This window comes from Streptomyces hokutonensis (assembly GCF_042751305.1).
GTDB classification, from domain to species: Bacteria; Actinomycetota; Actinomycetes; order Streptomycetales; family Streptomycetaceae; genus Streptomyces; species Streptomyces hokutonensis_A.
Genome location: NZ_JBHYWD010000001.1, coordinates 615,341 through 626,786, shown reverse-complemented (window position 1 = coordinate 626,786; position 11,446 = coordinate 615,341). Strand labels below are relative to the sequence as shown.

At 71.0% G+C, this 11,446-nt stretch carries 9 protein-coding genes; 5 read left to right on the top strand and 4 right to left on the bottom strand.

What is annotated here, in order from left to right:
• The 3 genes from ACFXC1_RS02840 to ACFXC1_RS02830 form a co-directional block, all read right to left on the bottom strand.
• Positions 1–1,350 (bottom strand): glycosyltransferase (locus ACFXC1_RS02840; RefSeq protein WP_381237851.1); only part of this gene is annotated, 1,350 nt, incomplete at its 3' end.
• Positions 1,351–1,408: 58 nt separating this feature from the next.
• The gene (locus tag ACFXC1_RS02835; RefSeq protein ID WP_381237848.1) at positions 1,409–3,037 is read right to left on the bottom strand and encodes an MFS transporter; all 1,629 of its coding nucleotides are present in this window, start codon (positions 3,035–3,037) and stop codon (positions 1,409–1,411) included.
• Between the two features lie 294 nt (positions 3,038–3,331).
• Entirely contained in the window at positions 3,332–4,786 is a 1,455-nt protein-coding gene (locus ACFXC1_RS02830) for a molybdopterin-dependent oxidoreductase (protein WP_381237845.1), read from the bottom strand.
• 65 nt (positions 4,787–4,851) lie between these two features.
• Between ACFXC1_RS02830 and ACFXC1_RS02825 the strand changes: the two genes are divergently transcribed.
• Together ACFXC1_RS02825 and ACFXC1_RS02820 are read left to right on the top strand one after the other, a co-directional pair.
• On the top strand, positions 4,852–5,514 hold the full coding sequence (locus ACFXC1_RS02825; RefSeq protein WP_381237843.1) for a TetR/AcrR family transcriptional regulator: 663 nt from the start codon (positions 4,852–4,854) through the stop codon (positions 5,512–5,514).
• Positions 5,515–5,516: 2 nt separating this feature from the next.
• Positions 5,517–6,377 carry an alpha/beta fold hydrolase gene (locus tag ACFXC1_RS02820; protein WP_381237840.1) on the top strand — a complete coding sequence of 287 codons (861 nt, stop codon included), beginning with the start codon at positions 5,517–5,519 and terminating at the stop codon, positions 6,375–6,377.
• A gap of 122 nt (positions 6,378–6,499) precedes the next feature.
• On the opposite strand, the gene ACFXC1_RS02815 is transcribed toward ACFXC1_RS02820, so the two are convergent.
• Positions 6,500–6,676 carry a hypothetical protein gene (locus ACFXC1_RS02815; protein ID WP_381237838.1) on the bottom strand — a complete coding sequence of 59 codons (177 nt, stop codon included), beginning with the start codon at positions 6,674–6,676 and terminating at the stop codon, positions 6,500–6,502.
• A 350-nt stretch (positions 6,677–7,026) separates the two neighbouring features.
• Between ACFXC1_RS02815 and ACFXC1_RS02810 the strand changes: the two genes are divergently transcribed.
• From ACFXC1_RS02810 to ACFXC1_RS02800, 3 genes are all read left to right on the top strand, one after another.
• A complete protein-coding gene (locus ACFXC1_RS02810; RefSeq protein WP_381237835.1) occupies positions 7,027–7,956 on the top strand; it encodes a DUF5134 domain-containing protein in 930 nt (309 codons plus the stop codon).
• A gap of 666 nt (positions 7,957–8,622) precedes the next feature.
• Entirely contained in the window at positions 8,623–8,916 is a 294-nt protein-coding gene (locus ACFXC1_RS02805) for a heavy-metal-associated domain-containing protein (RefSeq protein WP_381237832.1), read from the top strand.
• Positions 8,917–9,025: 109 nt separating this feature from the next.
• Positions 9,026–11,302: a heavy metal translocating P-type ATPase gene (locus tag ACFXC1_RS02800; RefSeq protein ID WP_381237829.1), complete on the top strand. Its 2,277-nt coding sequence runs from the start codon at positions 9,026–9,028 to the stop codon at positions 11,300–11,302.
• The last annotated feature ends 144 nt before the right edge of the window (positions 11,303–11,446 follow it).

Genomic DNA, 11,446 nt, shown 5'->3' with positions numbered 1-11,446 from the left:
CCCGCCCCGCCCCGCGCGCCACACACCCCACCCCCCGCCCCCCCACACCCCGCCCGCCCGCGACCCGCCGCCCCGCCTGCCCACCCCCCCCGCCCGTCCGGCGATCGAGGACGAACCGGCCACCGGACCAGCGAGCAGTCCCTCCAGCTCGGTGGCCGCCCTGTCCGCGCCACCGGCGCTCCGCAGCCGGGTCGCGACATCTTCGGCCGCGGCCTTCTTCGTCACCGCCTCGCGCACCGCGTCACGCAGTCGGCGTGCGTTCAGCCGTCCCGCGGGCAGCCGAGTCCCGGCGCCCGCGATCTGCACCCGGCGCGCGACCTCCAGCTGGTCACGGCCGAAGGGCACGATGCACACCGGGACACCGGCCAGCAGCGACTTCTGGGTGATCCCCATCCCGCCGTGGGACACCACACAGACGGACCGCCGCAGGACCAGGCTGTGCGGCACGAACCGGTGGAGGTGGGCGTTGGCAGGCGCGCGGAAGGTGTCGGGGTCGGTGGAGGCGGTGGTGACGACGACGTCGTAGGGCTCGTCGGCGAGCGCGTCCAAGGCGGTCTGGATGAGTTTCGCGTCGTCCTGGAACACCGTTGAGACCGTCACGAGGACGATCGGCCGCTCGATCGCGGCCAGCCACTCCGGCTCGGCCTCGTCCGCGGCGGGATCCCAGCTGCTGGGCCCGACCATCCTTACGGACGCGGGCAGTTGGGTCCTGGGGTACTCCAGCGGCTCCGCGGTGTAGGACAGGATGAGAGGAGCCGTCATGTAGAGGTCCGGTACGTGCTTGACGCGCGGGATGCCCAGGCCGCGCCGCAGTTTGTTGATCGGCGGCAGGGAGATGTCGAACAGCGGGACGGCGCTCTGCCGCAGTATGTCGTCACGCAGCCGGCCCACCCAGCTGGTCGGCGGCGTGAGCCCAAGTCCGAACGGCGGCGCGTCCCTGGTGGTCAGCGGCAGCAGGAACGTGGCGATCTGCGCCCAAGGGAGCCCGGACGCCTGCGCCGCCGCGGCTGCCCCCCAGCAGTTGTTGTCCAGCGCGATCGCGTCCGGCTGCCACTTCCGTACGGCCTCCTGGAGGTCGGTGACCTCGTAGCGGGCCCGGTCGGAGTACATCGCCACCGAGCGGCGCAGGGCGCCGATGGGAGTGCGGGCCTTCCAGGTGTCGTCCTCGCGGCGCTCGATGGCCGGGTGGATCGCGTCGGCCTCGAATCCCTGCCGGCGCAGAGTCTCCAGGCCCGCTTCCTCGGCGTAGACGATCACTTCGTGGCCGCGCCGCCGCAGTTCGGACAGGGTGGGGATCAGCGGGTAGATGTGTCCGCTTCCGGGGGCGGTGTAGACGAGATAGCGGCTCATGGCGGGGATCCCTCTTCCGGGGGTGGATGGGCTGTGGTGCTGTTCGGGATGCGCTTCTTCAGCGGGCGGGCGCTCGCTCGGCGGGCTGATCCGCGCCGGGCTGCTCCGGGCCGGGTACTGGGGACTCGTCGGGGAAGTCGCGTTGCCGCATGAGGACGAAGCCGAGGATCCCGCCGGCGATCGCGACGATCCCGCCGACCCGCATGACGATGTCGAGGCCCGCGATGAAGGCGTCGTTCGCGGTCCGGGCGACGAGGGCGCGCTGGGCGGCCGGCACGGTGCCGGCGACCTCGGTCAGCCTGCCCGCGGAGACCATCTTCGCGAGTTCGCTCGCCTGGCGGCCGGTGAGCTCGCCGGAGGCGCTGATCGCCGCGGCGAAGTTCTCCTTCGTCTGGCTGTGGGCCACGGAGCCGAGTGCCGCGACGCCCAGCGCGACTCCGCCCTGTTGGAAGGTCTCGCTGATGCCGGAGGACATCCCTGCCCTGCGCAGCGGGACGAGGGCGACGGCGGCGGCGGCACGTACCGGGTTGAACACACCCGCGCCGAAACCGGCGAGCAGCATGCCGGGCAGCAGATCGGTCCAGGTGGAGTTGGTGTCGAGGCCGTCGGTCGCGAGCAGTCCCATGCCCAGTGCGACGCAGCCGACCCCGACGAGCAGCCGGGCGGGAATGCGGGTCGAGTAGGTACCCGCCACGGCCGCCGCGATGAACACCGCGACGGTGAGCGGCAGATAGCGGACCCCGGTGCCGTAGGCGGAGAACCCCAGGACGTACTGCATGTACAGGACCTGGAAGAGGATGGCCACGTTGAGTGCCGCGTTCGCGGCGAGCGTCGCGATGGACAGTCCGTTGAAGGACCGGTTGCGGAACAGGGCCAGGTCGAGCATCGGATCGGGACGTACCCGCTCCACTGCCACGAAGGCCGTCATCAGGACGGCGGCGCCGGCGAACAGACCGATGATCAGCGGATGCGTCCACCCCTGCGACTCGCCACGGATGAGCCCGAAGACGAGCAGCGCGAGCGCGGTGGAGAACAGCGCAAGGCCGGGCCAGTCGATCCGCTTGCGCTCGGGGTCGCGGGACTCGGCGGCGCGGGTGACCATGACCAGCGCGACCAGCAGGCCGATAGGCACGTTGAGTAGGAAGATCCACCGCCAGCTGACTGCCGTCAGCGCGCCGCCGAGCAGCGGGCCGACGGCGACCGCCAGGCCGGTGACACCTCCGGAGATGCCGAAGGCGATGCCGCGCTGCTTGCCGTGGAAGTCGTTGGCTATCAGCGCGGGTGACACCGCGTACATGACGGCTCCGCCGACGCCTTCGACGGCCCGGGCGAGATTGAGCGTCAGGGGGCTGGATGCCACCCCGCACAGCAGCGACGCCACGGTGAAGATGCCCAGGCCGATCACGAAGACGCGCTTGCGGCCGAGTTGGTCGGCCAGGGTCCCGGCGGCCAGCAGGAACACCGCGAGGGTCAACGCGTAGGAGTCGACGACCCATTGGAGGTCGAAGAAGCTCGCCCCCAGGGACTTCTGCATGTCGGGGAGCGCCACGTTGACGACGGTGACGTCGAGCAGCAGCATGAACGTCGCCACCGAGACGGCAGCGAGCATCCACCACTTGTTGGGGCGCACGAACGGTACCGGCCGGTGATCCGGGGGGACAGTCGTGTTGTCGCTGTGGTCGGCCATGTCAGGTGCACTCCGGGGCAGGGGCGGCGGGATGTGCGCGTACACCGGCGGTGTCGTCGGCGTCTTCCACGCTAGGGACGCCATCGGCAGCGGCAGCCAAGGGGCGATGCAGCAGAACGTTAAGAAATCGCGGCGGAGGGCGAGTTGGGGACGGCGGGGCCGCTCTGCGCCGTGCGCGCTGCCCCGAGACGCGGGCGTTTCTCGCCTTCTGCCCGTGCCCGTGGATGCCGCGCTCGTACGCGGCATCGCTGTCCCGGCCGTTATGCGGCCGGGCACCGCCCTGCTGCGGCTGTGTCAGGCCGTCGTGGTGACGGCGACCGTGTGATACCCGGAGGCACCGGTCGGGAACGGTTCGCGGGGAACCGCGCTCTGCAGCACTCCGCCCCGCCCTGCGCAGCGGGCCTGGATCGTGTGCGGGCCCGGGGGCGGGGAGAGCGGCAGTCGCCAGCGACGCCAGGCCGCGGGGGCGAGTTCGGCGGCGAGTTCGGCGGTCTGCCAGGAGCCGCCGTCGACCCTCACCTCGACCGCCTCGACACCGTGCGGGGGTGCCCAGGCCACTCCTGAGCACACCACCGGGGTGCCCGGCAGGCGGCCTGCGGCCGGTGTGTCGATACGTACCGTGGGGCGTACCGGCACCGGCTCGCGCGGCCAGCCGCGCGGGAGCCAGTAGTCCCGGTTCGGGTGCTCGGTCAGGCGCAGTTCGGTCAGCCATTTGGCGCCGGTGAACTGCCCGTAGATGCCGGGCACGAACACCCGGGCGGGAAAGCCGTGCGCGGCACTGAGCGGGCGTCCGGCCATGCCTACGACCACATAGGCGTCCAGCGTGCGCACCAGGTCCAGCGGCAGGGTGCACTCCCAGCCGTCGGTGGCGCGGGTCACCAGGAAGCCGGCCGCGGCGTGCGGTACGGCCTCGTCGATCAGGTCCCGCAGCGGGAGCCCCGTCCAGCGCTGGTTGCCCAGCCGGCCCCAGCCCAGTCGGTTGTGGACGCAGGAAAGAACCGCGTCGAACTCGACCAGGTCCCTGGCGAGCAACTGCGCGTACGACAACCGCAGGGGCGAGGCGCATGCGCCGGTGATGTCCAGTTGCCAGGTGTCCGGGTCGACCAGCGGCGGCCGCATGGCGACATCGGTGACGTAGAAGTCCTGTGGCGGGGTCATCAGCGGGCTGACGCCGGCCCAGGACTCGGCACCGTCACGCGGGGGCGGCAGCGGGCGCGCCACCTTCAGCTCACCGGCTCCCCTTGTGGCGTCGTGCCGGGACAACTGCCGCTTCCGGGCCCGGAAGGCCGCCGTCAGTGCGCCGCCGCCCAGCAGCGCGAGGGCGGGTGCGCCGCGTGGGGGCGCGGACAGCGCCAGCAGTGTGGCCAGGCCTCCCGCCGCGGCCGCGCTCAGCGCCCGGGCCGGCTGGGGACCGCCGGTGGGGTCCGACGCGCCCCGTCGCCGCAGTGCGAGGGCCGAGCCCACCGCACCCGCGGCGGTGACCGTCAGGTCCCTGGGGAGGCTGCGGTCGGCCCGGCCGAGTACCGCACCGGCCCCGACGGCCGTTCCGGCGACCAGTGCCCGGATCGCCGGTTTGTCCGCAGCACGTAAGTACTTGACGGTGCGTTCGACCACGGGCCGGGGGCCGCTGTCCACGACGAGTTTGCCCGCGGCGTCCACCGGTGACCCGGTCTGCCACAGCGCCGCGAGGATTTCGGCCGTTCCCACCCCGAACAGTGCGGCGGCCGCACCGTGCTGCCACGTACCCATCGCCCACTCCTGAACTAGGTGTGTATCGTTATTGCAACGCAAGTGTTGCATCCTTGGGGGGCCACGTGGCAAGCACGGCGAACACCGGAAGTCCGGTCCTGGACGAGGCGGTCCTCGCCGCCACCGCCAAGGTCCTGGCCGAGCACGGCTGGCACGACTTCACTCTGGAACGCGTGGCGGAGGCCTCGGGGATCTCCCGGGTGACGCTCTACCGGCGTGGCATCACCAAGGACGTACTGGTCGACGCCCTGGTGGTGGGCGCCGCGCAGGCCTGGCAGGCCGCCATCTGGCCGGCCATGACCGCACCGGGCAGCGGCGGGGACCGGCTGCTGCGCGCGCTGTGCGCCGCCTGCGCGGTGGTGGAGGAACACCTCCGGCTGCTCACGGGACTTTCCACCGTGCCGGACCCGGTCTTCCACTTCGGCGAGAGCGACCGTACGGGCCGCTCCACCCGGGACGTCTACGTGGCCCCGTTCCGCCGACTGCTCCAGGACGGCCAGACCGACGGGAGCGTGCAGCCGCACCTCGACGCCGAGGAGACCGCGACGCTGCTGTTCAACGTGATCACCAGGACCTACCTGCACATGCGGGCCGGCCACGCCTGGCCGCCGGAGCGGGCCGCCGACTCCCTGCTGGACCTGATCACCCCCGGGCTCCTGACCAGCGCCGCGGACGCAGACACCGCCACAACCACCACCGCGGATCCCACCGCAGAGACCAAGGAGTAGCCATGGCCACCGCAGTCTCCGAACTGGGCCCCATGCACGACGTCGAACTCCCCGAGGGAGTGATCCGCTACCACGAGACGGGCACAGGGCCGCCCATCGTGTTCGTGCACGGCATCATCGCCAACGCCGACGTCTGGCGCGGCGTTGTCGCGCGGTTGAGCGACCGCTACCGGTGCATCACCCCGGACTGGCCGCTGGGCGGGCACACCGCGCCCATGCGTCCGGGCACCGACTTCACGCTGTTCGGCCTCGCCGACCTCGTCCAGCGCACCATCACAGCGCTCGGCCTGGAGGCACCCGCCCTGGTCGGCAACGACACCGGCGGCGCCATCTGCCAGGCCGTGGCCGCGCGCCACCCCGAAAAGATCGGGTCCCTGGTTCTCACTCCCTGCGACGCCTTCGACAACTTCCTGCCGCTGCCCATCCGCCACCTGCAGGTGTTCGGCCGCACCCCCGCCGGACTCAAGATCCTCGCCGAGTCGATGCGGCTGCGCACCGTCCAACGGTTACCCATCGCCTTCGGCCTGCTCACCCGCCGCCCCATCCCCGCCGACATCATGGCCAGTTACACCGGCCCGCTCCGCGAACACCCCACCACCCGGCAGGACTTCGCCCGCCTGGTACGCGCCATCTCCACCACCTTCACCAAGGAAGCGGCCGAGGGCCTGCGGACCTTCCCCCACCCCGCCCTCATCGCCTGGGCCCGCCAGAACTTCTTCCCCCTCGCCCACGGCGAGCGGCTCGCAGGCCTCATCCCCGACGCCCGGCTGCGCATCATCGAGGACTCCGGCCCCTTCGTCACCGAGGACCAGCCCGACGAGACCGCCGCCCTCATCGACGAATTCCTCCTCGGCAAGCTCTAGCAATGACCACCGGGGTGGGGCAGCACATCCACAACCACTGAACGATCAGCCCACGGCGGCCGGCTCAGCTGCCGTCCGGGGGTCGGCGGGCCGCAACCGCCCCGTAGTGCGGGTCACCGCTGCTACGGCGGCGGGCAGGCGGCACCCACCCCGCTCAACGCCCGCCACAGGAGCCTGGGTTGGCCGGCGGAGGTGTCGGCGAGGTTGCCAAGGGCGATAGCGATGCCGGAGACGGGGTTGTACAGGCCGCAGTGGGTGGCGACCAGCCGCCCGCCGAACAGGGAGGCCACGGCGTCCATCTCGAAGGGGCAGACCAGGGCCGTACCAGCGCCAGCAATCCGGCGGCGAGGGTCAGCGGGGCCAGCACCTCGTACGGGCGACGATGCCGCCGCCCGGCGGCGAGGCGTCCGCGAGCAGGAGGAGTGTGAAGAGGCCGCGCCCATCGGCGTGATCACGTACAAGATGGTGCGCTACGGAGACCAGCGGGTCCGCGCCCACGAGCACGGTGGCGGGCGCTAGCAGCGCCGACCGACGCGCCCCTCACGGGGGCCACCCCAGCAGCGGTCCGGGCCGCCGGACCCGACGCGAAATCCCACCGGTCGCCTGAACACCATCCGGCCACTCAACGTACTAAGGGGCCTAGCAGTCAATGCCCACGCGACTACCCCAGGGCGGTCCGTACGACGAGGTGGCGTCGGCGGAGCGGACCCGCCGCGCTCGGACGATCGAGAAGGTGAAGATGGGAACTCTGGCGCTCAGTTGGGCCGTGGCGGGGATCGCCGTCCTAGTGGCTGCCGTCAGCGTGGTCCGAGTGGCGACGACCGACGGTGAGACTCGGTTCGCGGCGGGCGGCGACCTTCTGATGGGCCTGTGCATGGCCGCTATGGCCCTGCCCGCGACGGTGGGCTGGTACGCGGGCTACGGCCTGTGGTGGGCGGCGGCGTTCGCCCTCCTCGGGCTCGGGGCCGCCGCGATGGCGGTCAAGCACACCCGCACGTACGGATGGAAGCACGGGCGCCACTGGGTGCATCTCGTCGTCGGGAGTTCCGGCATGGTGATCATGACGCTGGCCATGACGACCACGTCGTCCGGACCGGTGCTCGCCCTGGGCGGCTCCGCCATGACGAACATGCCGGGTATGGAGAACATGGCAAGCACGACGAGCACGCACCAGATGGCCGGCATGGAGTCGATGCCAGGGATGGACATGGCCGACATGGCGCAGGCCGCTACTGACAGCGGGTCCTCTTCCGTATGGCGGTTCGTGATCGCGACGCTCGCCGTGTACTTCCTGATGTCGGTCGGCGCGTCCCTGTGGGCAAGGGTCCGGGGCACCGACCGAACTGGCGGGGATGCCGGCTCACAGTTCAGCTGGGGCCGTTGGCTGCTCGCCATGCCGGACACAGTGCTCGTATTCCTGGCATCGCTGACGATCTCGGTGTGGGACAGGAGCGGGATGGCGCAGAGGTCCGGCCACGGTCGGCGCCGCAAGCCGGGAGCCACGCCGGACGCGGCGCTGGCGGCGCACGTCGGCATGGGCGGGACCATGTCCACGATGCTGCTCATGATGGTCGCGTGACAGTCGGGGACGACTGATCGGCGCGACGGCGACAGCACGCATCCGCCCGGAGCGCAGAGCAGCGCAGTGGGCGTCGACATCACCATGACCCCCGCACCTTCGAAGGTGCTTCGTATTCGGCGTCCAGGACGCCCGAGAACGGATCAGCGCAATCCAGGTGCCCGGGCGGACTCGAAGCCCGTGATCCCCAGCGCGGGACGTCGGCGGGCGCTGTCCACACACCCCTGACGTGGCTCTGCCGCGATTTTCACCAACAAGGACTCCAGGCACTCCGTCACAGCATCGAGGGCAGCACCTTCGGCACCGGAAGCGTCTCCGGCGGCAGGTCCAGAACGTTCAACCGCGCTGCCGAAGGCCCGTCGTAACGCCTTCCACTGCACCTTCGACACGAACATGAGGGGCACACTGAACGTCAGTTGAGGCGTCGAGGGGCATGCGCGCCACCGTCCGAGTTCGGGCCGCGCCTCGATGCGAAGTCGCCATTCCAAACCGCAGGTTCTACTAAGTACGTTAGGGAGATGTGCGTCCACCGGATGAAGCCGCGCGTGTAGCGCCACAGGTGGCGGAATACCCCTAGGGGGTATACCGTTGCCCTCTGGCGGATAGGCCAGGAACGACACCCCTCCCGGCGAACCACCCCATGCATCCACACCTGAGGAATGAGCCATGACCACCGAGACGAACTCCGACTCCTGCTGCGGCACCGGTTCCTGCGGCTCCGGCACCACCGTCGACGTCCACGGCATCGGCGTCACCACCGTCTACAAGGTCTCCGGCATGACCTGCGGCCACTGCGAGGGCGCCGTCTCCCAGGAGATCTCCGCCCTGGACGGCGTCACCGCGGTCACGGCCGTCGCCAAGACCGGCGAGGTGACCGTCACCTCCACCGCCCAGCTCGACGAGGAGGCCGTCCGTGCCGCCGTCGACGAGGCCGGGTACGAACTCGTCGGCCGCGCCTGACGACTCCGTCGGGGCCCTCCCCGGCATTGCGAATCCCTCCCCGCGCCGGGACGTACCGCTCCGCTGATACGGACGCCGTGCGTCCCGGCCTCCCCCTGGAGATACGCCCATGACCAGCACGGCTCCCGAGAAGGCAGTCCCCGAGGCGGCACCCGCGCCCGCCAACGCGGTCGAGCTCTCCATCGGCGGCATGACGTGCGCCTCCTGCGCCGCCCGCATCGAGAAGAAGCTCAACCGCATGGACGGCGTCACCGCGACCGTCAACTTCGCCACCGAGAAGGCGAAGGTCTCTTATCCGGCGGGTGTCGAGGTCGCCGAGCTCATCGCCACCGTCGAGAAGACGGGCTACACCGCCGAGGAACCGCCCCCACCCGCTTCCGCCCCCACCCACGAGAGCGAGGGTGCCGAGGCGGCGCACGGCGAGCTGATGTCCCTGCGGCAGCGTCTGTTCGTGTCACTGGTGCTCACCGTGCCCGTCGTGGCGATGGCGATGGTTCCTTCCCTGCAGTTCGACAACTGGCAGTGGCTGTCGCTGACCCTCGCCGCTCCCGTCGTCGTCTGGGGTGCCTTCCCCTTCCACCGGGCCGCCTGGACGAACGCGCGGCACGGCGCCGCGACCATGGACACACTGGTATCGATCGGCACACTCGCCGCGTTCGGCTGGTCGCTGTGGGCGCTGTTCTTCGGGCACGCGGGCATGACGGGCATGCGGCACGCCTTCGAGTTCACCGTCTCCCGCAGCGACGGCTCCTCCTCCATCTACCTGGAGGCCGCGGCCGGTGTGACCACGTTCATCCTGGCCGGGCGCTACCTGGAGGCGAAGTCCAAGCGCAAGGCGGGTGCGGCGCTGCGGGCACTGCTGGAGCTGGGCGCGAAGGACGTCTCCGTACTGCGGGGCGGCAGGGAAGTACGCATTCCCGTCGCGCAGTTGGGCGTCGGTGACCACTTCGTCGTACGACCCGGCGAGAAGGTCGCCACCGACGGGACCGTCGTCGAGGGTGCGTCGGCGGTGGATGCCTCCATGCTGACCGGCGAGTCCGTGCCGGTTGATGTGACGGTCGGCGATGCCGTGACGGGGGCGACCGTCAACGCCGGAGGCCGCCTGGTTGTCGAGGCTGCCCGGATCGGCGCCGATACCCAGCTCGCGCGCATGGCGAGGCTGGTCGAGGACGCGCAGAACGGCAAGGCCGAGGTACAGCGGCTCGCCGACCGGATCTCCGGCGTCTTCGTCCCCGTCGTCATCCTCATCGCCCTCGGCACCCTGCTGACCTGGCTGGTCGTCACCGGCGACGCCACCGCTGCTTTCACCGCGGCCGTCGCGGTCCTGATCATCGCCTGCCCGTGCGCCCTGGGCCTGGCCACCCCGACCGCCCTCATGGTCGGCACCGGCCGCGGTGCTCAGCTCGGCATCCTCATCAAGGGCCCGGAGGTCCTGGAGTCCACCCGCCGCGTCGACACCGTCGTCCTCGACAAGACCGGCACGGTCACCACGGGCCGCATGCAGCTCCAGGACGTGTACGTAGCCGAGGGCGTGGACAGGGACGAACTGCTACGGCTGGCAGGCGCGTTGGAGCACGCCTCCGAGCACCCGATCGCCCAGGCCATCGCGGCCGGTGCCGCCGAACTGGTGGGAAGCCTGCCCGTTCCGGAGAACTTCGAGAACGTCGCCGGCCTCGGCGTCCAGGGCGTCGTCGACGGACACGCCGTACTCGTCGGCCGCGGGAGGCTCCTCAAGGAGTGGGCGATCGATCTGCCCCAGGAGCTGGCCGAGGCCAAGGCCGCGGCGGAGGCCGAGGGACGTACAGCGGTCGCCGTCGCCTGGGACGGCGAGGCCCGCGGCGTGCTCACCGTCGCCGACGCCGTCAAGGAGACCAGCGCCGAGGCGGTGGCCGAACTGCGCCGGCTGGGCCTGAAGCCGGTCCTGCTGACCGGCGACAACCAGCTCGTCGCCGAGTCCGTTGCCAGGGCCGTCGGCATCGACGAGGTCATCGCCGAAGTCCTCCCCCAGGACAAGGTCGACGTCGTCAAGCGGCTGCAGAGCGAGGGCCGTACGGTCGCGATGGTCGGTGATGGTGTCAACGACGCTGCCGCTCTCGCCACCGCCGACCTGGGCCTGGCCATGGGTACCGGAACCGACGCGGCGATCGAGGCGGGCGACCTGACCCTCGTACGCGGAGACCTGCGCGTGGCCGCAGACGCGATCCGCCTCTCACGCCGCACGCTGGCCACCATCAAGGGCAACCTCTTCTGGGCCTTCGGCTACAACGTCGCCGCACTCCCCCTCGCCGCATTCGGGATGCTCAACCCGATGATCGCTGGAGCCGCGATGGCGTTCTCGTCGGTCTTCGTGGTGACCAACAGCCTTCGGCTGCGGTCCTTCAAGTAGGTGCGCGAGCGGCACGGTTGACCGAGGCGCGGGGGGGGGGGCGGGCGGGGGGGCGGGGCGCGGGGGGCGGGAGGGTGCGTTGAGAACAAAACACAACAACACCGGCCCGCGCGACGGGTTTGCGAGTGATCGGAGGACTCGCTA

Excerpts from the sequence above, each read along its gene's own strand:
- ACFXC1_RS02800 (WP_381237829.1), top strand. The coding sequence starts at position 9,026 with ATGACCAGCACGGCTCCCGAGAAGGCAGTCCCCGAGGCGGCACCCGCG.
- ACFXC1_RS02810 (WP_381237835.1), top strand. The coding sequence starts at position 7,027 with ATGCCCACGCGACTACCCCAGGGCGGTCCGTACGACGAGGTGGCGTCG.
- ACFXC1_RS02830 (WP_381237845.1), bottom strand. The coding sequence starts at position 4,786 with ATGGGTACGTGGCAGCACGGTGCGGCCGCCGCACTGTTCGGGGTGGGA.
- ACFXC1_RS02815 (WP_381237838.1), bottom strand. The coding sequence starts at position 6,676 with ATGGACGCCGTGGCCTCCCTGTTCGGCGGGCGGCTGGTCGCCACCCAC.
- ACFXC1_RS02805 (WP_381237832.1), top strand. The coding sequence starts at position 8,623 with ATGACCACCGAGACGAACTCCGACTCCTGCTGCGGCACCGGTTCCTGC.
- ACFXC1_RS02820 (WP_381237840.1), top strand. The coding sequence starts at position 5,517 with ATGGCCACCGCAGTCTCCGAACTGGGCCCCATGCACGACGTCGAACTC.
- ACFXC1_RS02835 (WP_381237848.1), bottom strand. The coding sequence starts at position 3,037 with ATGGCCGACCACAGCGACAACACGACTGTCCCCCCGGATCACCGGCCG.